The following is a 20,754-nucleotide window of genomic DNA, read 5'->3' as shown; positions in this document are numbered from 1 at the left end:
ATCGTTAACCATTCAATAACAGGGAACGAGTCGGCCGTGATGGAGGCTGCAGTCAAACCTCAACGCCAAATGGTGCGCCTGCGCGGGCGCTCCTATGTGGCCTTCGTGTTCACGCCGACGGTTCCGGTGCAGGATTGGCTGCACGAGATCGACGCCACCATTGCGCGCTCGCCGGGCTTCTTTGCCGGCCGGCCCGTGGTGATCGACCTGTCCTCGGTCGATCTCAGCCAGTCCGGCATCGGACATCTGCTCACCAGCCTTCAGGACCGTAACATCCGCGTGCTCGGCATCGAGGGCGTGGATGAGTCGCGGCTGACCCCGATGATGCCGCCGCTGCTCTCGGGCGGGCGCAGCTGCGTGGTTGAGCCGAGTGCGCCGAAGAAACCCGAGACGAAGGCCGAGGCCAAGCCGACCTCGCTGCTGCTGGAGAGCCCCGTGCGTTCCGGCCAGACCGTGATCTTCCCCGACGGCGACGTCACTATCCTCGGCTCGGTCGGCTCTGGCGCGGAAGTCGTTGCCGGGGGCTCCATCCATATCTACGGCGCGCTCCGCGGCCGCGCCATGGCGGGCGTGAACGGTCACACGAGCGCGCGCATCTACTGCCAGAAGATCGAAGCCGAACTGCTTGCAATCGATGGGTTTTATCAGACCGCCGACGATATCGATCCCGCTCTTCGCGGCCGGCCGGCCCAGGCCTGGCTGCAGGGCAACACCATGCGAATTACCGCGCTGAACTGACCAGAAGGAGATTTCAGAAATGGCCAAGGTACTGGTCGTCACATCAGGCAAGGGGGGCGTCGGCAAGACCACGACGACCGCCGCGCTGGGGGCTGCGCTGGCGCAACGCGGCGAAAAGGTCGTCGTCGTCGATTTCGACGTCGGTTTGCGCAACCTCGACCTCGTGATGGGAGCCGAGCGCCGCGTCGTGTTCGACCTCATCAACGTGGTGCAGGGCGTTGCGAAACTGCCGCAGGCGCTGATCAAGGACAAGCGGCTGGAGAACCTCTGGCTTCTGCCGGCCTCGCAGACCCGCGACAAGGACGCGTTGACGGAAGAGGGCGTCGGCAAGGTCATCGACGAGCTGCGCGCCCGCTTCGACTGGGTGATCTGCGACAGCCCGGCCGGCATCGAGCGCGGCGCCTCCATGGCCATGCGCTTCGCCGACGAGGCCGTGATCGTCACCAACCCGGAGGTCTCCTCGGTGCGCGATTCCGACCGCATCATCGGCATGCTCGATTCCAAGACCGTGCGGGCCGAGAAGGGCGAGCGCGTCGAGAAGCACATTCTCATCACACGCTACGATCCCTCACGCGCCGCGCGCGGCGAGATGCTGACCATCGAGGACATCCTCGAGATCCTCGCAACACCCTTGCTCGGGATCATTCCCGAGAGCCAGGACGTGCTGCGCGCCTCCAATGTCGGCACGCCTGTCACGCTGTCGAATGCGGACGGCGCACCGGCGCGTGCCTATATCGATGCGGCGCGCCGTCTGTGCGGCGAGACCGTCGCCATGCAGGTGCCGACCGAGCGCAAGGGATTCATGGATCGTCTGCTGCGACGGAGGGCTGCATGAGCATGGGTTTGCTTCGGCTTCTCCGCGGCAACAAGGCCTCTGCACCCGTCGCTCGCGAACGGCTGCAGATCCTGCTTGCCCATGAACGCGGAATGCGCGGCCAGCCCGATCTGCTCGGCGTGCTGCGTGAGGAAATTCTCGCGGTCGTCTCCAGGCACGTCACGCTGGATCCGACCAAGGTCATCGTCCGGCTCGAGCGCGGCGACGAGGTTTCGACCCTGGAGGTCGATATCGAGGTGCCCAACGATTTCGAACGCAAGAAAGCGGCGGTCGCGTAGGGGACGCGGCCGGCGACTCCCAGCTTTGGGGTGGGTGAGAAGGCGGTCCGCCGGGCATGGCGGGCCGCTTTCGTCGTTCCGGGGGGATCGAGTTCCGGCGAGTGTCGATGTGATCGGCTCGGCCGGAACGGTGATCATGGCGAGATCGTTGTTTGGGACGCGGCGCGCCGAGCCGGGCGCCGCGGTTTCCTCACAACGGGAGAAAAGCGCATGATGTCGGAGGTCCAGGTCCACAACGTTGCGCGGCAGATGCTCGAGCAGCACGGTTTTGCTGCGATCGCGAAGGCCGCAGAGCAGGCCCAGGCTTGCGAGGGCCGCGGCGAAGCCGATGAGGCCCAGGAGTGGCGTCACATCGCCGATGCCATGAAGATCATGCGCGGGCCCGCCCACAGCTGACCGCTGGACTGGAAAGGCTTCAGCGCTCCTCGCGATTCGGCCCCCGTGCCGGGGATCGCTGCGTCTGCGGCTGGTCGCGCTCGCCCGCCTCCTTGCAGGGAAGCGGTTCCCACGATCCGTCTGGCGCCTGTTGATAGGCGCTGCATGAGGACGCCGAGGTAGTCGATTTGTCGTCGCCCTTTTGGGCGTCGGAATTCTTTGCCTGTGCCGGGGCGGCCAGCGCTGCGCTCACCACGAGCAGGCCGGCGACAACGAGATGCGTCATCCGCATTGGGCTTCTCCTCTACGAAAGGAGCCCGCATGCTGGCGAGGAATGTGACAATTATTGGCCGAAACACGGGGTCTGTCGCGGTGTCGTTAACGCCGCGACAGCGGCTGGCTAGCCGCCCTTGGCGCGGATCAGGCCGGCGAGGTTGGTCTTCTGGGCCTCGCACCAGTTGGGCATGCCGAGGCGGCGCTGGTTGAGATCGGTCGCCTGGGTCGCCACTGCAACCTCGGCCATCAAATCGTCGTCCTGCTTCTCGCCCATCTTGCCGCCGGTGTGCATCCAGGCAATCGCTTTGCGCACCTTCTCCGTCGTGCCCTCGGGCAGCTTCATCTGCTCCGCCTTCTGCACGAGATCCTGGTAGACGACATCCGTGCCCGGACATTCGACCTTGGCGGCGAAAGCCTGCAGGACCAGGGTCACATAGGTCGAGCGTGGATGGTCCTCGGCCCGCACCGGAGCGGCGATCAGCAACAGGCCAGCCATCAGGAAACCGTAGCGCATCCCAGGTATCTCCTCCGTTTTTTTGGGAGGCTAGCGTCCGGCGGGCTGCTCCGCAATGGCGCGAAGGGCAGATTTGTAGCGCCCCGCTGCGGTGCGCTATCGTGGCCGGCATCCCGCCTTGGAGAGCGACATGAGCCTTTTCAGCACGCCGTTCGATCCCACCCGCGACACGGCGCTCGTCACCGGCGCAGGCAACGGCATCGGCCGCGCCATCGCGCAGGCCCTGGTCGGCGAGGGCGTCCGGACCGTGTTCGCCGACATCAGCGCGGAACGTGTAAGCGCGGCGATCAGCGCGTGCAAGAAGCCTGATCTGGCGGTGCCCTGGATCGGCGATCTCGCCGAGCCCGATGCGTGCGACGCACTGCTTGCTGCGGCGGACGCAGCGTTGGGCGGGACCACGCATTTCGTCCACAGCGCCTCGCCGCCGCGGCGGGAGGCCGATCACGCGCTCGCGGTCGATCGCAGGACCTGGCAGCAGATGCATGCCGTCAATCTCGATGCCGGCTTTCACCTGGCGCGCGAACTCGCAAAGCGGCTGATCGCGGCGAAGCGGCCGGGTTCGTTCCTGTTTCTCACTTCGCTGCATGCGGGCACGCCGCGCAACCTGCCGCATTATTCGACGGCAAAGGCGGGGATGGCGATGCTGGTGAAGGAACTGGCGAAGTCGTTCGGCCGCCACGGCATCCGCGTCAATGCGTTGGTGCCCGGCGCGATCGCGGCCGGCGGGTTCGTCGCGGATCCGGCGCTGGCGCGGCACATACCGCTCGGGCGCCTCGGCGAGGCCAATGACCTTGCGCCGATGGCGCTCACCGTATTGTCGAACAAGCTCTCCGCTTACGTCACCGGCGCGGCCTTCGTCGTCGACGGTGGATTGTCGCTGACGAACTGGTTCGAGCCGCCGGTGCTGGAAGAGTAGTCAGCGTTGCCAGGCCGGCATGGGATCGAGCGGCGTGCGGTAAAGCTCGTTGTCGTCGCGATCGGTGACGCGCACCGCGCAACCCCTCTGCTGCAGCTCCGGTTTTACCTGCGACAGCTCGGTGGCGAGCTGGTCGGCCCGATCGGAGGCAACCTCGATGTCTTCGAGGATGATTCCCCCCTGGTTCCTGAACTCTCCACCAACCACAAGATCGAAAGAGTAGTACGGCATCGGAATTCCCCGGTGTGACGAGATGAGCTTCAGTGGAAGTCTCAACACATGTCGGATGGTACCACTGAGTCGATATCTACCGGGTGAACAGAGCGAGCAATCTCTGTGCTTATGGCGCAGAAATGATGTGCAGTGTGTGAGCTCATTAACATTTTATTAAACATGTCGACGCGATCATGAGGCATGGAATTGCAGCAGAACCGGGCTCCGGGAACCGGGAGCTGCAAGAGAAGGCCGCCGGCATAGATCCCGACGGCCTTTTCTCTTGAGCGAGAAAAGTCACTCTCCGTAATTGCCCGGGCTCAACGCATCAGATCGACCAGGAAAGCCTATGCGACGTTGTCGCAGCCGTGCTGTTACGTGGACCCAGTCTAGCGCAACGGCATCGGCGGACGCACGATTGGTCCGTCGTCATCGGCGACGGCTTGAGTCGTGGTGACAGGTGCGACGGGCGGCGGCGGCACTGCGGCTGCCTGCGACGGCGGTGGCGCGAGCGGCGCGGGCGCAGAGGCCGGCATGTAGGTATGCGACACCACCGGTTTCGGTTTGCGAACCGGCGGTGGTGACGGAGCCCGCGGTGGGAGCGCAGCGGCGCGTGCGCGCGGATCGACCGGCTTGACCTCAGCTGTCGGCTTCGGCGCGGGCGGTTTTGCCATCTCGCGCGCCATCTGCTCCTGTCCAGACTTCAACTCGGCGATGTCAGCCTTGAGCGCTTCGATCTGCTGCGCCATCGCGGCGAGATCGCGCGTCATCGATTGCACCGACTGCGCTGCACCGGGCTGCGTCGTTGCAGGCGCAACTGCGGCGACCTGGGCTGCGGGCGGCGTCACAGATTGATCGGCGGTTTGGTCGGTTGCCGCTTGCTCCGTGGGCGGCGCGGCTTGCGCGGCAGCGACCGGCGCGGTCTGCGATGTCGACGGCAGCAGCGACGCCAGTGCCGGTGTCCATTCGGCGAGCATCTGCTTGGCGGTGTCGCCGTGTTGCGCCCAGACGATGGTGGCGGCCGCACTGGCGCCCGCAAACAGAAACGTGACGAAAGCGCCACGCAGCCACTTGCCGGCGGCGGATCGCTTCCGCGGACCGGCACCATCGCTCGCGGCCACGCGGACGGCCGTGTCGACGGAGGGCGGGGGTGCCGCCAGCGATTCCGAGACTGGACTGAACTTGGGCTCCAAAGAGATTTTGCGCTCGAACGAGGCCTTGGGCTCCGGCACGAATTTCGGCTCCGGACGGGTCGCGATGTCAGGTGCCAGCGCGGGCGCAACGCTGATGGGGCGCGAAGCCAGGACAATCTCGGGCGAAATCTGAATCGTGTCGTGCGGATCGTTGTCCTTGACCGTGTCCTTCACGATCTCATCGACGATTTGCTTGGGGTTCAGCGTCGCGAGCATCGCAGCTCCTTTGAAGCCGGGTGTTTGAAGCCCAGGCGCTTGAAATACTGGTCGTCCGCATTGGCGCGAGCCGATCTGTTGAGGTGAGCCCATCCCGATCGGACGAGCCTCGCACGAGACGCACGAGTCCAGCCGGGTTTGACCAAAGCAAGGCGAGGGGGTGGAGATGCTGCGACGCTCTTCCGCCGTTTGTGGTGATGGAACCCGCCTCGTCGAACACGCGCAATTGTTCCGCAGGGCCTTGTTTTCAGCACGATTTTGGCGGTATCTGGAAACGCTGGGGGCGCTGCTACAGGCTATCGGGGGCCGGCGCGGTGCCAAGATTACTAATCGCTCTATTCGCTATTGCCTTGCTGCCGCTGGGCGGCTGCATGCAAACCACGCTCTCGCCGTCGACCGACGCGAGCATGACGCCGCGCGACCGGCAGTTGCTCTCGCACACGCCTTACGCGCAAGCCAACGTGCCCGAGCAATTTCTCCGTCACGTCGTCGACTACCAGCGCAAGGAGCAGCCGGGCACCATCCTGGTCGATACCGATGCGCGCTACCTCTATTTCGTGCTGCCCGAGGGCAAGGCGATCCGCTACGGCGTTGCGGTCGGCGAGGAAGCCATGGCATTCTCCGGCGTCGCGCGGGTCGGCCGTCTGGCGGAATGGCCGGACTGGGTTCCGACGGCAGATATCCAGGCGCGGCTCGGACCATATCCGGCACGCGTTCCCGGCGGTCCCGCCAATCCCTTGGGCGCGCGGGGTATCTATCTCTATTCCGGTAACAAGGACACGCTCTACCGCATCCACGGCACCAATCAGCCGGAATATATCGGGCAGGCGATCTCGTCCGGCTGCATCCGGATGCGCAACGAGGACGTGATCGATCTCTACGACCGGGTGAAGCTCAATTCGACGGTCGTGGTTCTGCCGCCGGGACAGAGTGCGCAGGCCGAGGCGCGCGGAAGCTGGCGCGGGTGAAGAAGGCGCGCTCCGGTGTGGACGCGCGGTCTGATCTCGCTCTAGTCCTCAGGCCGGGCAATGCGCCATTGCAGCGTGGTTGCGGTGCCGTTGGCTTCACCTGGCGTCTTGTCGGCGGGGGAGGTGTAGAGCGGGCGATAGCGGTACGCCCACATCTTGCTGCCGTCGTTGCGGCTGATCACGGTGAAGTCGCCGACCGCCTTGGCGTCGGCCGTCGCGGCGAGCGGTACCCAGCTCTCGGTACATTTGCCGTTGCAGTTCGACGTCTTTCCCGTGGTGTCGCGCTCGTAAGTGTAGAGCGTCATGCCCTTGAGATCGACGAGCTTGGGACCCTGCTTGGTGATGATCACCTTCGCCGGCGCGGTCGCAGCCTCGGGCTTGGGCGCAGGCGCGGCATCGCCGCCGCCATGGCCGTTTGCGAGCGCAAAGCCAGTCGAGAGCACGATGGCCGCTGCCGCAATGACGAACCTGAACATCCTGATCTCCCGAACCGGCAAAGTTAATCGCGCGTTAAATGCAGAATGTTGCCGAGCGTAGCAGCCGAAGGTTAGTTCCTGGTTTCGCGATGCTGCGACAATCGCCCGCAAGGATACGGGATCATGCCTGCACGTGGCGCAGCGGCGCGCGGCTCAGATCGTTGCCGGCGGCAATCGCCTTGCGCAGCAGCCGCATCAATTCCTCGCCCTCTCTCGTGCTGAGACCGCGCAGCAGGATGCGCTGGGCCGATTCCACGGCCGGGGTGATCTTGCGCAGCGTGCGCCGGCCCTCGTCGGTGATCTCGAGCTCGCGGGCGCGGCGATCGCGGCTGGAAGCGCGGCGCTCGGCCAGTCCCTTCTGCACGAGGCGATCGATCACGCCGGTGATGGTGGTGCGGTCATAGGCGATCAAGCCTGCGAGCGTGACCTGGTCGAGCCCCGGATTGGCCTTGATGGTCGCGAGCGCGGCATATTGCACTGGCGTGAGGTCGAACCCGGCATCCGCGACCTCGGCCAGGAACACCGCAACGGCGATCTGCTGAAACCGGCGCGCGAGATGCCCGGGCATGTCGTTGTTGTCTTTCACCGAATTCTCCTGGGAGCCTGGGAGGCGCGCTGTCGTTGACAAGTATACTGATAGTCAGCATACTGAGCAATATCAAAGCAGAGAGTTGAGGGGAGAGGCGCATGCAATTCCATTTGAATGGATTTCAGCCGGGCGACCCCGAGATCGCCGACCCCGCCGAGCGCGTTCAGGCGTCGGGCGCCACCGGGGCCGTGCCTGATGAGGTCGATGTCCTTATCGTGGGCTGTGGCCCTGCGGGCCTCACGCTCGCCGCCCAGCTTGCGCAATTCCCTGATATCAAGACCTGCATCGTCGAGCAGAAGCCGGATCGCCTGCTGGTCGGGCAGGCCGACGGCGTCGCCTGCCGCACCATGGAAATGTTCCATGCCTACGGCTTCAGCGAGCGCGTGCTGAAGGAGGCCTATTGGGTCAACGAGACCACGTTCTGGAAGCCGGACGAGCGGCTGCCCGAGACCATCGTTCGCAACGGAAGGGTGCAGGACGTCGAGGATGGGCTGTCGGAATTCCCCCACGTCATTCTCAACCAGGCGCGCATCCATGACGGCTTTCTCGATGTCATGCGCAAATCGCCGGCCAAGCTCGAACCTCATTACAGCCGTCGCCTGCTCGACCTCCAGGTCGATCCGGCCGCAGGTCCCGCCGGTCCTGCCGTAACCGTGCGTCTCGAACGCGTCGATGCCGGGAACGAGGGCAGCGTCGAAACGATCAAGGCGCGCTATGTCGTCGGCTGCGACGGTGCGCGCAGCATGGTGCGCAAGTCGATCGGGCGAGAGCTGCACGGCGATTCCGCCAACCACGCCTGGGGCGTGATGGACGTGCTGGCCGTGACCGATTTTCCGGACATCCGCTTCAAGTCCCTGATCCAGTCGGCGAAGGACGGCAGCCTGCTGATCATTCCGCGTGAGGGCGGCTACATGGTCCGCATCTATGTCGAACTCGCCAAGCTCGAGGTCGGCGAGCGCGTCGCCAACCGCAACATCACCGCCGACGACGTGATTGCGAAGGCGCAGCGGATCCTGAAGCCGCATACGCTGGAGGTGAAGGAGATCGCCTGGTGGTCGGTCTACGAGATCGGCCAGCGTCTCACTGACAAGTTCGACGACGTGCCGGAGGCCGAGATCGCATCGCGCCTGCCACGTATCTTCATCGCCGGCGATGCCTGCCATACCCACAGCCCCAAGGCCGGGCAGGGCATGAACGTCTCGATGCAGGACGCCTTCAATCTTGGCTGGAAACTTGCCGCCGTCCTGCGGAAGCAGTGCGCCCCACACCTGCTGCATTCCTATTCGGCGGAGCGCCAGTCGGTTGCGAAAGAGTTGATCGATTTCGATCGCGAATGGGCGGGGATTTTGGCGTCGTCAGCAAAAGCGGGTGGCGCCGACGCCGACAGGACGCAGGATTATTTCGTCAGGCACGGCCGCTACACCGCGGGCACGGCGACGCATTACACGCCGTCGATCCTCACAGGTGCAGCCTCGCATCAGCATCTCGCGCATGGCCTCGTTATCGGCAAGCGCTTTCATTCCGCACCTGTGATTCGGCTGGCGGATGCCAAGCCGGTTCATCTCGGCCACGCTGCGCAGGCTGATGGCCGCTTCCGGATCTACGCGTTCTCGCCGGCCGAAGATCCTGCGGCGGCAGGCTCCGCCATTCGCGCGCTGTGCAACTTCCTCACGGACGCCCGGGAATCTCCGCTGAAACGATTCACCCCCGTTGGCGCCGACATCGACAGCGTGATCGATTTTCGGGCGGTCTTTCAGCAAAATCATCGCGAGCTCGACGTGGCGTCGATGCCGTCGCTGCTGCTCCCGCGCAAGGGGCGGTATGGTTTGCGCGACTACGAAAAGATGTTCTGTCCGGACCTCAAGAGCGGCCAGGACATTTTCACGATGCGCGGCATCGATCGGAAAGCCGGCTGCGTGGTTGTGGTGCGGCCGGACCAGTATGTTGCGAACGTGCTGCCGCTCTCCGACTTTGCCGGGCTTGCGTCGTACTTCGACGCGTTCATGTTGCAGGTCAATTGACGCTCCTGGGCGCGCCATACGCGGTGCGCCGATGAACGGCGGATGAATATTGAACCGCGCAGCGGCGCGCATCTCAATCTTTCGATGGTTGGCGCGCCGTACGCGGAACGCCTGTTCTGCTGGCGCGTTCCGCCTCTCAAAGGAGGACTGCGCCATGAAGTTCAGAACCGCTTTAGTTGCAGCATTGTTGCTGGTCCCGACGGCCGCGCTGGCCGCGCCGGGCATCGTCACCGTCTCGACCGGATTGCGCGCCGGGCCAGGGCCGGGCTTTCCCCTGGTCGATCGCGTCCCCGAGGGCGCTCGCGTCAACATCCATGGCTGCCTGCGCGGCAATGCCTGGTGCGACGTCAGCTTCTCCGATGACCGCGGCTGGGTTTCGTCGCAATATCTCGAATATCTCTACCGCAATCATTACGTCTATCTCCCCGACTATGTCGATGAGATCGACGTTCCCGTCGTTCCCTTCGTGCTGACCTCGTACTGGTCCAGCTATTACGAAGGACGTCCTTTTTATCGCCGCCACGCCTACTGGAATAACTACTGGACCTCGCACGAGCGCGTCGCGATGCGGATGACGATTGATCCGCGTGCGGCTCGCATCGGCCGTGCGGCGACGCGCGATGCGGCAATCGCGCTCGAACGCAGCGGCGTGCGCGGCAAGGGCACCGCCGCGATCTCAGGGCGTGACGCCACGACCACACAGCACGATGGAGCGATCGCGCGACGCGACGCTGCGATCGCCAGACGCGACGCTGCGATCGCGAAGCGCGACGCTGCTGTTACGCCCGACCGGACCCGCGCGGGACGAAACGAGCGCATCGCGCATGAACGGACCGACTCGCAGAGCCGCAATCCGCGCGATGCACAGGCACGCATGATGCACGAGCGGGCTGCGACCCGCGCTCCGGTGCGTGCGCAGCCGATGGCCCGCTCGCACGAAGCGCCCCGCGTATCGGCCGCGCGTCCGGCGTTGCCGCATGTCGCCCAGCCAAACGTGAGCCATGGTTCGCCGATGAATGCCCGTGCGCAGATGCCGGTGCCGCGCGCTGCCGCGCCTGCAATGCCGCACGGCGGCGGGGGTGGTGCCCCGCATATCAATGCCGCCCCGCGCGGCGGCGGTGCTCCGGCGGGCGGCCCCGGTGGCGGACATCAGAAGCACTAGCATTGCAACGCAAAGCCCGGCCATGGTGCCGGGCTTTTTCTTGGTTTGTCGAGGCTTTTACAATTTAAGATAGTTCTTCGCGGGCAGATTTCATCGATCGTAACATGTCTACCCAAAGCTGTAAGCATCCACTCGGGGCAGCGGGGCACGGGAGGATGATATGAAACAGGGCCAGGCCGAGACGCGCCGCCAAAATGTCGCGAAGCGTTCGATGACGAAGGAAGCCAAGCAGCTGACCGGCCTGATCGCCGGACTGCGCGAGTCCCTCGAACGGATCCACAAGGAGCGGACGGGCACAAAGCTCACCGGCGCCGAGATGGGCATGCTCGACGAGCGACGCAACAACTTGCTGCTCACAATCGCAGCCCTCGACGACCGCCTCTCTGCGGTGCAGGGGCTGATCGATCTCGGCCGTCCCCACATCATCCGCGTGCACTAGGGGCTCCGGAATTGGGACGATCGGTTCCATCGTCGCCGGTCGCCAGCGCCGATCATTGGCACCATGCCTGCGGATGGCACCAAATTGCCACGCTCCCGGCGAATTGCCGCCAAAGCCCGCTGCCACGAGAAGGCCGGGTGCAGGGCGACGCAAGGGGATGCGAATTGGCCTACAAAATGATCGCAGAACGCGACAACGCGAAGTACAGTTTCGCCCGCGAGAGCCGGTTGCTCATCGTGGCGAAGGCCAAGGTGTGGGCGAGCGAGGGGTGGCAGGTCGTCATCACCGACCAGGACGGCAAGGCTTACGCACCACCGGAGTTCGATCAACTGTCGGCGGCGTGACTGAAAGACGGGACGGCATTTGACATCGCTGTTTCATTCGGGGCGCGACCGGATCGTGCCCGTGATCGCTGTTGCAGCCGCCGCCGTTCTGACGGCGACGGTTGCCGCCGCGCAAAATCTCGACGCCGGCAAGCCGCCCGCAAAGCTGTTCGCTGACGGCTGCGCGACCTGCCATCGCAGCCCGCGGGGCCTTGCCAAGGGGCGCTTCAGCCTGACGCTGGCCTGGTTCCTCAAGGATCACTACGCGACCAGTTCGGACTCGGCCAAGGCGCTCGCCGCCTATCTGCAGTCTGTTGACGAGCCGCCGCGCGCTGCGGTCAGGCCCAAGAAGCCAGCGCGGTCCGCTCCGCGTTCGGCAAAGCCCGTGCAAAGCCAATAGCGGCGCGCCGGTTCCCCGGCATCAACGCACCATGGTCTCCGAGAACAAGTTGATGACCACGACACCTGATACGATCAGGCCAATGCCGACGAAGGCTGCGGCGTCCAGTATCTGGCGGAACAGCACGAAGGGACACGGTGGCGGTCATGATGATGCCGACCCCACCCCAGATCGCGTAGGCGATGCTCAACGGGACAACCCGGATCGCCACCGACAGCGCATAGAACGAGGCGACGTAGAGCAGGACCATCCCCAGTGTCGGCCACGGACGGGTGAACTGCGCCGACTGCTGCAACAACGCCGACGCGGTGACCTCGAACACGATGGCGAGCGCGAGTGCTGCGTAGGCATTGAAAGCTGGGGTCATGAGTCTCTCAGCGGGTGAAAGATGCAGCGCGACAGCCACGGTCAGTCATGAACAGACTCTTCGCCGAGAGCAAATATCATTCGTAAGTGACGAAGCTGCGACACCGGATGGGAAACGGACCGTGCGGTGTCAGCTGATCCGCACGGAGAGCTCGACGTCTTCGGCGAAGTTCGTTGACATGTAGCCGCTGCCGGGCGCGCGCACGCGCGCCAGATAGTCCGGGCTGTCGTCGGCATTGTCGGCGACGATGATCGCGCCCGGTCCGAGATGGCCTTCCAGCAGATCGAGGATATCCAGATAGAGCGCCTTGGCGCCGTCGAGCAGCACGAGATCGATCGTATCGGGCAGATCGATGCCGAGCGTCTTCAGCGCGTCGCCCTCACGAATCTCGACGAGATCGATCAGGCCGCCGGCGATGAGGTTTTCCCGTGCCCGCGCCGCCTTGGACGGCTCGAACTCGCTGGTGATGAGGTGGCCGCCGCCATTGTCGCGCAGGCCTGCGGCAAGGTGCAGTGTCGAGATGCCGAACGAGGTGCCGAACTCGACGATCACCCCGGCCCGGGAGGCGCGTGCCAGCATGTAGAGCAGGCGTGCTGTCTCGCGCGAGACCGCGAGCGGCGCGTCCTTCAGGCGTCCGTAGAGGTCGCGATAGTCAGTCTTGCTCTGCATCAAGCGCGCCCGGTCGGCATCGGACAAATCTGCGACGGCGGCCAGTGTTGCGCCGTTTGCTGCCTCGGACTCGTCGAACAGGCGCTCCAGCAGCGGCCCAAGCGATGTGATGGTTGGGGTGGTCATTTTAGGTCTCCAGAGGGTGGCGAAGAAACGCGTGCTTGCGTGCCGCGTGAAATACGACTAATTCGTCGCATTTCCTATTCGCATTCGCCAAGTGAGCCGTGGCCGAGCGTCGAAGCCGTTCAATCTCTTCACGAAAACAGCCGCAACAGGCCCGCTCAAGCGAGCTTGTCGCGGCCATCCTCGATGCCGCTGTTCAGGTTCTGACGAAGGAGGGCGCGCAGCGTTTCACCACGGCGCGGGTGGCGGAGCGGGCCGGGGTGAGTGTCGGATCGCTATACCAATATTTTCCGAACAAGGCCGCGATCCTGTTCCGTCTCCAGAGCGACGAGTGGCGGCAAACGAGCGAGCTGCTGCGCGGCATCCTCGAAGACCGCACGAAGTCACCGCCGGTGCGGCTGCGCGCGCTGGTGCAGGCTTTCATTCTGTCCGAGTGCGAGGAGGCCGCGATCCGCGGCGCGCTCAGCGATGCAGCGCCGCTCTATCGCGACGCGCCCGAGGCGCAGGACGCGCGGGCCGCCGGTGAGGGGATCATCGCGGCGTTCATGCGGGAGGCGCTGCCCAAAGCATCGGAGGCGACCCGTGCGCTTGCCGGCGAGCTGATCAAGACGACGCTAAGCGAGGTCGGTAAGCGGTTTTCGGAGACGCCGCGCAGTGAGGCCGAGATCGCGCGTCATGCCGACGGGCTGGCCGACATGTTCTGCGCCTATCTCGGCGAGCTGGCACGACGTTGAAGTGCGGGCGCCGCGTGCTCTCGGGGCCGAGACGGGCTAGTCTTGCATCGCCTGATGTTTCTCCTTACGGACCTCTTCCATGCTCGTCATCTCCATTCAAAGCCAGGTGGTCCACGGCCATGTCGGCAACAGCGCGGCCGCCTATGCCATCCAGGCGGAGGGCGTGAACGTTCTGGCGGTGCCGACGACGCTGCTGTCCAACCATCCGCGCTATCCGAGCCTGCGCGGGCGGGTGCTGGAGACCGAGCTCGTTGCCGATCTTCTGACCGGTGTGGAGGAGCGCGGTCTGGTCGACGAGGCCGCTGTGCTCGTCACCGGCTATCTTGGCTCGCCGGGCAATGCCGCCGTGATCGCCGATTTCGTCGAGCGGGCGCTCAGACGGAATTCCAGGCTCGTCTATCTCTGCGATCCCGTGATCGGCGACGATGGCCGCGTCTATGTCGCCGACGGCATTCTGGACGTGGTCCGGCACCGGCTGCTGCCAGCAGCAAACCTCACCACGCCGAACCAGTTCGAGCTCGAGCTGCTTTCGGGCCTCACGATCGCGAATGCGCAGGACCTGCGTGCGGCGTGTGCGGCGCTGGCGGGGACTGGCCGCATCGACGTGGTCGCGACCGGCTGCACGCTCGCTGATACGGCGGCGGGGCAGGTGGAGACGATCCTGTGCGCCGCGGGGCAGTTGTCGCGCTTTGCGACGCCGCACCTGCCGATCCGCCCCTCTGGCACCGGCGATCTCCTGGCCGGCCTGATCGCCGCGCATCTGGCCAAGGGCGAGGCGATCGAGGCCGCGGTGCAGCTTGCGGTCGAGACTGTCTTTGCGGTGCTGGTGCGCACACAGGAAGCCGGCACGGCCGAGATGCGGCTGGTGCCGCTGCCGATGCCGGGACGCGGAACGTAACGTCGTCAGATGGCGCGCTTGCCGGTCGATTGCGCCGCTTTCTGTGGCTTGGCCGGGCTCTTCTGCTCGCGCGCGGCTTGTGCCTTCTGAGCCTTTGGCGGCTTGGCGCTCGCGACAGCGCGCGGCTTCTTATGTTTGGCGCTGGCGACTTCCTTGCGCTCACTCGTGCCACGCTTTGAAATGTATTCGGCGCCGTCGACCGGGCCGACATGCGGCGGATCGCGGCCGAGATAGGGCCGGCCAATGCCGTACGCCTTGGCATTGGCGTCGACCCACTTCCAGAGGATTTCAGTCGAGACCCAGCGCTGCGCGCGGTTATTGCCCTGGGTGCTGACGATGTCCGCCGCCATGCCGTGGCCGTAGCCGCCGCGCGTGCTGCCTCCGTGATAGGAACGGTCGGAGGCGGCCTTCAGGCCGCTCGCGATCGACTGGCGGTAATCGTCGCGGAACGCGCTGGTGATGCCGGGCGAGAGGCCGGCGGCCTCCGCGGCTAGTAGCGTGCGGAACAGCTTCCGCTTGAAGCCCTTGTCCATGCCGCCGATGACGTAGTCCATCATCGACATGCCGGCATGCTCGGCCGCCTTCGGATCCTTCCAGCCGAAATCCTGGTCGACCAGCTTGGTGAAGCTGCGCATCACCGTGACCGTCTTGCCCTTGCGCTTGACGGTGACGGCGCGGCGCTCCTGGACCTTGATCGAGTCCTCTTTTGCGGTGCGCTGATAGAGCGCCCAGAGATAGCGGTCGATGCAGGCATCCATGACGAAGCATTCGTCGAGCACGGCGACGGTGTCGGCCGGCGGCGATGCCTTGCTCACAGGTGTGGCGGGGCCGGTCGCGATCGCCGCGGGGGACAGTTCGTCCGTCGTCACGATCTCGGTGGGATCGGCAGAGGCAAGCTTGATGGTCGCTGGCGCTGCAACTGGGGGAGCCTCACTGACGACGGGCTCTGGTTCAGGGGAGATCTGCATCTGGGGCGCGGGCGGCGTCTCCGCCGGCAGGATCAGCACCGGATCGGCCGAGGCGAGCTTGATAGCGGGCGGCTCGGGCACCGTGTCCGTGATCGTGGGGTCCGGTGCCGCGGCGACGGCAGCCGCGATGTCGGCGGTCAAGGCGATGCCGTCCTCGATCATCGCAGCGTGCGGCACGTCGGCGAGGTTGAACCGGCTGAGATCTTTGGCGCGGGACACGGCAGCCGCATTGGCGCCGCTGTTTTCGATGAGGGCAGGGGCATAGGCGGAGAGGGAGAGCGCCAGCCAGCCGGCGAGCACGGCCGAGGGGCAGGCTACCGCCACCAGAAGAGACCGCCGATCGTTCATGATCCCTGCCTCCAAACGGTTCTGCTCGGACACACTCTGTCGGAACAGTCATGATGCAAAAACAGTGTTGCACGGAAAGGCACGCAGCGCCTCGATTGTTCGGAGGACCGTGTGGCGGCGCAATGGCGTAAATCGGCGGAAACGGGGCTTTTCGCGGAGGTGTTGCCGAGGTGCAACGCTGGTTCCACTGCGTCTCCGGGGACGGCAAGCAAGCGTTCATTGTCGTCAACTTGAAGCGATCAGATTCACTCAATCTTGGATTGTGGTGGTTCATTTCTCGCTTGCCGAAATTCCGGCGGAGTGGGAAGGACGCGATTGTGAATTTGAAATGCAAATGGGTTGAATTCCTTGCCGATGAATCCGGCGCTACCGCGATCGAATACGGCCTGATCGCAGCCGGAATCGCGCTCGCGATCATCGAGATCATCCAGGCGCTCGGTATCAATCTCGTCGCAAAGTTGCAGTCGCTGGCGACGGCATTGAAATAGGGCGTCGCGCGATGGCCGAGGCATTGTGCGCGGTGGCTGAACTCCGCCCATAAAACCGTCATGTCGCGGCCGGCCGTGATTCGGCCAACGCCTTATACGCATTAAACATATCGCCATGCACCGCACGCGCCGTTGCAATGCAACAAAGTATGTCGCAATGCAGCAAAACGCGCCTAAATATGTTCCAGCACTTCCACTGGAGCATCACAATGAACAAGAAGACTATGTCGATCGCCGCCGTCATCCTGGCGATCGCGGGCAGCACCGCGGCTTTCGCCGCCGAGTTGCCGACTTACGAGACCAACGGATTTCCGGTCTCGCCCTTGCAGGTTCGCGTCCTCGGTGCCGCGCATGTCGAGCAGCAGACCGCTGCGCCGACCACGCTCGCCTCGGTCCATCAGGCGAAGGTGCTCAGCCCTCGCAAGGTGAAGACCGCCACCGTCGGCGTGGCGCGCTAAGCGGACATTTTGAACGGCAGGTGGGCTCCGCGGAGACGCGGGACCCACTGCTTCACGAGAGCGAAATCGCCGCTGCTTGCGCACCGCGCGGCGATCGTTGGAAATGTGCGATCTCGATGCGCTGATTGAGATTTCGGCCGCGAACAAGTTCGCGTGAATGTGCCGGAGATGTATCCCCGTTCATAACGGGCGTGATCCCTTTAACAGTTGATTTGCACGTCGCGTTGCTTGATGCGGCCGCTGCATTGTTGCGGCAAATTTTGAAATCATATTGGAGGCCGTCATGCCCGTCGCGCAGAAAGCCGGTATCGTCACCATTTCCCCGCGTGCGTTCATTCTCAAGCACACCGCCTTGTTCGCTGCCGCCGTTTTGTTCGTGTTCGTGCTGGGCCTGACCTACGGCCTCGATCTCAGCCCCGGATTGTTCTGAGCGACATCCGGCGCTGCGCTGAAGCCCGATCATCACCGCCGCGTGCCAGCCCTGCAACCGCGTGGGTTGAGCAGAAATAAGCGCTGCCATAAGGCTTGAGCCCATGGATCAGCGCACGAGCCGCGCCGGCGCTCTCTCTCAGAACAACGATGCGTCGCCGGCACTGCTCGGCGTCACTTGCGGCCTTGCCGCGGCGCTGTTCTGGGCGCTCGGCTTTGCCGCCACGCGGCACGGCCTCAAGGTCGGCTTCACGCCGGTCGATCTGCTGGTGCATCGCTATGTCTGGTCGGGACTCGTGTTCCTGCCGCTGGTGTTCCGCGCCGGCATCTCCGATCTCTGCGGCATCGGCTGGAGTAGGGGCCTTGTGCTGATGGTGCTCGGCGGCCCCGTGATGTCGCTGATCTCCTACACCGGATTCCTGTTCGTGCCGCTCGGCCATGGCAGCGTGATCCAACCCTCCTGCGCGACGCTCGGTGGCCTCCTGCTTGCGGCGCTGGTGCTGAAGGAGCACATCTCGGCCTCGCGCCTCGCCGGCGCCGTCGTCATCGTCGGCGGCCTCGGCGTGATCGGCGCGGAATCGATCGGCCATATCGGGCCCGACGGCGTGCTCGGCGATCTGATCTTCGTGCTCACCGGATTGATGTTCGCAGGCTTTGGCGCGGCCCTGCGTCACTGGCGCGTCTCGGCCGTGTCGGCTGCGCTGGTGATCAACGTGCTGTCGCTGCTGCTGCTGCCGGTCTACATCGCAACCGTCGGCTTCGCCCATGTCGCGGCGATCGGCGTGACCGAGAATGCGATCCAGGCGCTGGCGCAGGGCGTGCTCGCCGGGCCCGCTGCGCTCTATCTCTACGCCGTCTCGGTGCAGCGTCTCGGCGTCGCCCGCGCGGCGGTGTTTCCGGCCTGCGTGCCGGCACTGACGCTGCTCACCGGCTGGCTGCTGCTCGGCGAGGCGCCGACGATGCTGCAGGGCGCGGGGCTGGTGACGGTGCTGTGCGGATTCTATCTGGCGCAGCGGCAGAGCTAGGCGCGAGCTACGCCTTCTTCACGAACTCCGATTTCAGGTTCATCGCGCCGATGCCGTCGATCTTGCAGGCGATGTCGTGGCCGTCGCTGGCGTCCTGCAGGCGGATGTTGCGCACCTTGGTGCCGCCCTTCACCACCGAGGAGGAGCCCTTGATCTTGAGATCCTTGATCACGATGACGCTGTCGCCATCAGCGAGCACATTGCCGTTGGCATCGCGCACGCCGGCCGCCTGCGCGGTGTCCGCCGCAGTCTCCGCCGCACCGCTCCACTCATGGCCGCATTCCGGACAGACCCAGAGATCGCGGTCCTGATAGGCGTGCTCGGAGTTGCAGGCAGGGCATTTCATCGTGTCGGTCATCGGGACTCGTCTCAGGGTTCGTTCGCGGCGCGACCGTAGGGGCGGGATCGCGGAAAGCAAGGGAAAGCTGCAGCCTGCGATTGCTGCCGGTGCGATATCACCGAAACGGCGCGACGAAGATCTGAAACAGCCCGGACGCGCGCTTGACGCAGATCAATTTCAGTCTCTGCGTCCGACCTACGCTTGATGCGCCTCGAGGCAACAGCGGGGAATGGTGATGTCGCACGGCGTTCGAATCTATCTCGGCTTGATCGTCCTGATCGCGTTGTCGGTGCTGTTTCTCCTCGGCATCATTCACCCGGCCGCGGGGGCGCCGCGGTCCGGCTCGCGCGCCGTGACCGAGGGGCATCGTCTGGCCGAGGCGTGGTGCGAAAGCTGTCACGCCGTCGAGCCGCACATGACGGGATTTTTCGACGAGGCTCCGAGCTTCCAGGCCATCGCCGACCGCAGCGGCACCACCGCGCTCTCGCTCAAGGTGTTCTGGCGAACCAGCCACCAGACCATGCCGAACCTCGTGATCTCGCCGCAGCAGGCCGATGCGCTGTCGGCCTACATCCTGAGCCTGAGAGACAAGTGAGGCTGGCGGAGGCGATTTTGCGAAAACAACCCCATGCACAGTAGAGATGTCTTTGATTAGGCTCGCGTTTTCGGTAACGCCGAAGAAGGACTTGAGGCGTCGGGCAAAACACGGGCATGATGGCATGCTCGACCGCGAGAAGTTCGTGCGAAGTGCAGTGCCCGATGGCAGGCTCCGCGAGATCCGGGTCCGGGCGTGCGGCATCATCCCGGATTGCGCTGCGCGCCATCCCGGCTAGGCTCGCCGCGCAACCCGCTACGAGCCCGCCATGACTTTCCTGCTCAACATCGACGTCCCCGACGTGGCGCAAGCCACGCGCTTCTACACCGCCGCCTTCGGCCTCAGCGTCGGCCGCCGCTTCGGGACTGATTTCGTCGAACTGCTCGGCTGGCCCGCGCCGGTCTATCTCCTGACCAAGCAGGCCGGCACGATAGGCGCCGGCGGCGACCGCCGCCGCTACGAGCGGCACTGGACGCCGATGCATCTCGACGTCGTCGTCGAGGATGTCGACGCCGCGGTCGCGCGTGCGCTTGGCGCCGGCGCGATCCTGGAGGCGCCGGCGCGCGATGCGCCCTATGGGCGGATCGCAATGCTGGCCGATCCGTTCGGGCACGGGTTTTGTCTGCTGGCGTTCAGCGAGAAGGGGTATGATGCGTTGATCGAACGTTCGTAAGTCAACTGCAGGACGACATGCCGGCAAAGCCGAAACGAAAGCTGAAGACCTACCAGACCTCGCTCGGCTTCTATGACCAGGCCATCGCCGCACCCTCGATGAAGGCGGCGCTCGAGGCCTGGGGCGCCAGCTCCAATCTGTTCCATCAGGGCGCGGCGAAGGAGACCGACGATCCCGATGTGGTCGCGGCGACCATGGCGAAGCCGGGCGTCGTGCTCAGGCGCCCGGTCGGCTCGGACGGCGCGTTCAGCGAAAGCGCCGAACTGCCGACCGATCTCGGCGATGACGACGCCGAGCCGCGAGGCAAGCGCAAGAAACAACCCAAGAAGCAACCGAAGAGCGAGGCGCGATCGGCGAAGCGTCCCGCCAAGGCCGCGAAGACATCATCCAGCAAGAGCGACGAACAGGCAGCCCGCAAGGCCGCAGCCGCGTTCGAAAAGGAGGAGCGGCGGCGCGAGGCCGCGCGCGCCAAGGAGGAGGCCGCCCGCGCCAGGGAGCGCGCCCGCCGCGACAAGGCGGTCGCTGTCGCCGAGGCGGCGCTGGAGAAGGCACGACGGGAACACGACTCCCGGGCGGAGGCGATCGAAGCCGAGCGCGCCGCACTGGACGAGCGCGCCGAAGCGGAACAGGATCGCTGGGACAAGCAGCGGGTCAAGCTGCAGGAGGCGCTGCGCCGGGCGCGGGAGTAGGGCAGCGAAAATGCGGGA

General features: G+C 65.1%; 29 protein-coding genes and 1 pseudogene. 19 read left to right on the top strand and 11 right to left on the bottom strand.

Annotated elements, in window-relative coordinates; genetic code table 11:
• Positions 1-39: 39 nt before the first annotated feature.
• From minC to C7G42_RS21535, 4 genes are all read left to right on the top strand, one after another.
• Positions 40-738 carry a septum site-determining protein MinC gene (gene minC, locus C7G42_RS21550; protein WP_106950946.1) on the top strand — a complete coding sequence of 233 codons (699 nt, stop codon included), beginning with the start codon at positions 40-42 and terminating at the stop codon, positions 736-738.
• A gap of 19 nt (positions 739-757) precedes the next feature.
• The gene (gene minD / locus C7G42_RS21545; RefSeq protein WP_106950945.1) at positions 758-1,573 is read left to right on the top strand and encodes a septum site-determining protein MinD; all 816 of its coding nucleotides are present in this window, start codon (positions 758-760) and stop codon (positions 1,571-1,573) included.
• Complete coding sequence (gene minE, locus C7G42_RS21540; protein ID WP_008144923.1) at positions 1,570-1,851, top strand: cell division topological specificity factor MinE; 282 nt, start codon at positions 1,570-1,572, stop codon at positions 1,849-1,851. The genes minD and minE overlap by 4 nt, the downstream gene beginning before the upstream one ends.
• 210 nt (positions 1,852-2,061) lie before the next feature.
• On the top strand, positions 2,062-2,247 hold the full coding sequence (locus C7G42_RS21535; protein ID WP_106950944.1) for a hypothetical protein: 186 nt from the start codon (positions 2,062-2,064) through the stop codon (positions 2,245-2,247).
• A gap of 19 nt (positions 2,248-2,266) precedes the next feature.
• Here C7G42_RS21535 and C7G42_RS21530 read toward each other — a convergent pair whose 3' ends face one another.
• Both C7G42_RS21530 and C7G42_RS21525 read right to left on the bottom strand, forming a co-directional pair.
• The gene (locus tag C7G42_RS21530; protein WP_106950943.1) at positions 2,267-2,518 is read right to left on the bottom strand and encodes a hypothetical protein; all 252 of its coding nucleotides are present in this window, start codon (positions 2,516-2,518) and stop codon (positions 2,267-2,269) included.
• A 108-nt stretch (positions 2,519-2,626) separates the two neighbouring features.
• Positions 2,627-3,016, bottom strand: coding sequence for a hypothetical protein (locus C7G42_RS21525; protein ID WP_106950942.1), 390 nt, complete (start codon positions 3,014-3,016; stop codon positions 2,627-2,629).
• 130 nt (positions 3,017-3,146) lie between these two features.
• Between C7G42_RS21525 and C7G42_RS21520 the strand changes: the two genes are divergently transcribed.
• Positions 3,147-3,932, top strand: a complete 786-nt coding sequence (locus C7G42_RS21520; RefSeq protein WP_106951081.1) for an SDR family NAD(P)-dependent oxidoreductase — start codon at positions 3,147-3,149, stop codon at positions 3,930-3,932.
• Here the strand turns inward: C7G42_RS21520 and C7G42_RS21515 are convergent, their stop codons facing one another.
• Both C7G42_RS21515 and C7G42_RS21510 read right to left on the bottom strand, forming a co-directional pair.
• Positions 3,933-4,163: a DUF6894 family protein gene (locus tag C7G42_RS21515; protein WP_106950941.1), complete on the bottom strand. Its 231-nt coding sequence runs from the start codon at positions 4,161-4,163 to the stop codon at positions 3,933-3,935.
• 371 nt (positions 4,164-4,534) lie between these two features.
• A complete protein-coding gene (locus tag C7G42_RS21510; RefSeq protein ID WP_106950940.1) occupies positions 4,535-5,554 on the bottom strand; it encodes a hypothetical protein in 1,020 nt (339 codons plus the stop codon).
• Between the two features lie 371 nt (positions 5,555-5,925).
• Here C7G42_RS21510 and C7G42_RS21505 point away from each other — a divergent pair, with 371 nt between their 5' ends.
• Positions 5,926-6,522 carry a L,D-transpeptidase gene (locus C7G42_RS21505; RefSeq protein WP_199581048.1) on the top strand — a complete coding sequence of 199 codons (597 nt, stop codon included), beginning with the start codon at positions 5,926-5,928 and terminating at the stop codon, positions 6,520-6,522.
• Positions 6,523-6,563: 41 nt separating this feature from the next.
• On the opposite strand, the gene C7G42_RS21500 is transcribed toward C7G42_RS21505, so the two are convergent.
• Positions 6,564-6,998 carry a COG4315 family predicted lipoprotein gene (locus C7G42_RS21500; protein WP_106950938.1) on the bottom strand — a complete coding sequence of 145 codons (435 nt, stop codon included), beginning with the start codon at positions 6,996-6,998 and terminating at the stop codon, positions 6,564-6,566.
• Positions 6,999-7,119: 121 nt separating this feature from the next.
• Positions 7,120-7,584 (bottom strand): MarR family winged helix-turn-helix transcriptional regulator, encoded by a 465-nt coding sequence (locus tag C7G42_RS21495; protein WP_106950937.1) that lies wholly within the window; start codon positions 7,582-7,584, stop codon positions 7,120-7,122.
• Positions 7,585-7,685: 101 nt separating this feature from the next.
• Here C7G42_RS21495 and C7G42_RS21490 point away from each other — a divergent pair, with 101 nt between their 5' ends.
• From C7G42_RS21490 to C7G42_RS21470, 5 genes are all read left to right on the top strand, one after another.
• Positions 7,686-9,608: an FAD-binding monooxygenase gene (locus C7G42_RS21490; protein ID WP_106950936.1), complete on the top strand. Its 1,923-nt coding sequence runs from the start codon at positions 7,686-7,688 to the stop codon at positions 9,606-9,608.
• Positions 9,609-9,762: 154 nt separating this feature from the next.
• On the top strand, positions 9,763-10,770 hold the full coding sequence (locus C7G42_RS21485) for an SH3 domain-containing protein (protein ID WP_106950935.1): 1,008 nt from the start codon (positions 9,763-9,765) through the stop codon (positions 10,768-10,770).
• Positions 10,771-10,930: 160 nt separating this feature from the next.
• Positions 10,931-11,209 (top strand): hypothetical protein, encoded by a 279-nt coding sequence (locus tag C7G42_RS21480; RefSeq protein ID WP_106950934.1) that lies wholly within the window; start codon positions 10,931-10,933, stop codon positions 11,207-11,209.
• A 137-nt stretch (positions 11,210-11,346) separates the two neighbouring features.
• Entirely contained in the window at positions 11,347-11,553 is a 207-nt protein-coding gene (locus C7G42_RS35395; RefSeq protein WP_199581047.1) for a hypothetical protein, read from the top strand.
• Between the two features lie 19 nt (positions 11,554-11,572).
• Positions 11,573-11,932 carry a hypothetical protein gene (locus C7G42_RS21470; protein WP_245427858.1) on the top strand — a complete coding sequence of 120 codons (360 nt, stop codon included), beginning with the start codon at positions 11,573-11,575 and terminating at the stop codon, positions 11,930-11,932.
• 21 nt (positions 11,933-11,953) lie between these two features.
• Here the strand turns inward: C7G42_RS21470 and C7G42_RS21465 are convergent.
• Positions 11,954-12,299: pseudogene (locus C7G42_RS21465) on the bottom strand (DMT family transporter).
• Positions 12,300-12,428: 129 nt separating this feature from the next.
• Complete coding sequence (locus tag C7G42_RS21460; RefSeq protein WP_106950932.1) at positions 12,429-13,094, bottom strand: O-methyltransferase; 666 nt, start codon at positions 13,092-13,094, stop codon at positions 12,429-12,431.
• A 98-nt stretch (positions 13,095-13,192) separates the two neighbouring features.
• Between C7G42_RS21460 and C7G42_RS21455 the strand changes: the two genes are divergently transcribed.
• Both C7G42_RS21455 and pdxY read left to right on the top strand, forming a co-directional pair.
• On the top strand, positions 13,193-13,825 hold the full coding sequence (locus tag C7G42_RS21455; RefSeq protein WP_106950931.1) for a TetR/AcrR family transcriptional regulator: 633 nt from the start codon (positions 13,193-13,195) through the stop codon (positions 13,823-13,825).
• A 79-nt stretch (positions 13,826-13,904) separates the two neighbouring features.
• Entirely contained in the window at positions 13,905-14,723 is an 819-nt protein-coding gene (gene pdxY, locus C7G42_RS21450; protein ID WP_106950930.1) for a pyridoxal kinase, read from the top strand.
• Positions 14,724-14,728: 5 nt separating this feature from the next.
• Here pdxY and C7G42_RS21445 read toward each other — a convergent pair whose 3' ends face one another.
• Positions 14,729-16,039, bottom strand: coding sequence for a hypothetical protein (locus tag C7G42_RS21445; RefSeq protein ID WP_106950929.1), 1,311 nt, complete (start codon positions 16,037-16,039; stop codon positions 14,729-14,731).
• Positions 16,040-16,356: 317 nt separating this feature from the next.
• Between C7G42_RS21445 and C7G42_RS21440 the strand changes: the two genes are divergently transcribed.
• Positions 16,357-16,527 (top strand): Flp family type IVb pilin, encoded by a 171-nt coding sequence (locus C7G42_RS21440; RefSeq protein WP_106950928.1) that lies wholly within the window; start codon positions 16,357-16,359, stop codon positions 16,525-16,527.
• Between the two features lie 209 nt (positions 16,528-16,736).
• Positions 16,737-16,985 (top strand): hypothetical protein, encoded by a 249-nt coding sequence (locus C7G42_RS21435; RefSeq protein ID WP_106951079.1) that lies wholly within the window; start codon positions 16,737-16,739, stop codon positions 16,983-16,985.
• A 52-nt stretch (positions 16,986-17,037) separates the two neighbouring features.
• Here C7G42_RS21435 and C7G42_RS35390 read toward each other — a convergent pair whose 3' ends face one another.
• Positions 17,038-17,505 carry a hypothetical protein gene (locus C7G42_RS35390; protein WP_199581046.1) on the bottom strand — a complete coding sequence of 156 codons (468 nt, stop codon included), beginning with the start codon at positions 17,503-17,505 and terminating at the stop codon, positions 17,038-17,040.
• A 13-nt stretch (positions 17,506-17,518) separates the two neighbouring features.
• On the opposite strand from C7G42_RS35390, the gene C7G42_RS21430 reads away from it, so the two are divergent.
• A complete protein-coding gene (locus tag C7G42_RS21430) occupies positions 17,519-18,439 on the top strand; it encodes a DMT family transporter (protein ID WP_106950927.1) in 921 nt (306 codons plus the stop codon).
• A gap of 7 nt (positions 18,440-18,446) precedes the next feature.
• Here C7G42_RS21430 and C7G42_RS21425 read toward each other — a convergent pair whose 3' ends face one another.
• Positions 18,447-18,797, bottom strand: a complete 351-nt coding sequence (locus C7G42_RS21425) for a zinc ribbon domain-containing protein YjdM (protein WP_106950926.1) — start codon at positions 18,795-18,797, stop codon at positions 18,447-18,449.
• Positions 18,798-19,014: 217 nt separating this feature from the next.
• On the opposite strand from C7G42_RS21425, the gene C7G42_RS21420 reads away from it, so the two are divergent.
• From C7G42_RS21420 to C7G42_RS21410, 3 genes are all read left to right on the top strand, one after another.
• On the top strand, positions 19,015-19,374 hold the full coding sequence (locus tag C7G42_RS21420; RefSeq protein WP_199581045.1) for a c-type cytochrome: 360 nt from the start codon (positions 19,015-19,017) through the stop codon (positions 19,372-19,374).
• 268 nt (positions 19,375-19,642) lie between these two features.
• A complete protein-coding gene (locus C7G42_RS21415; protein ID WP_106950925.1) occupies positions 19,643-20,047 on the top strand; it encodes a VOC family protein in 405 nt (134 codons plus the stop codon).
• Between the two features lie 17 nt (positions 20,048-20,064).
• Entirely contained in the window at positions 20,065-20,736 is a 672-nt protein-coding gene (locus C7G42_RS21410) for a cell envelope biogenesis protein TolA (protein ID WP_106950924.1), read from the top strand.
• Positions 20,737-20,754 lie beyond the last annotated feature (18 nt).

Origin of the sequence: Bradyrhizobium sp. MOS003 (genome assembly GCF_003020125.1) — a bacterium.
Classification (GTDB): Bacteria; Pseudomonadota; Alphaproteobacteria; order Rhizobiales; family Xanthobacteraceae; genus Bradyrhizobium.
The sequence above is the reverse complement of the archived record's forward strand: the minus strand, read 5'-3'. Positions and strand labels throughout refer to the sequence as shown.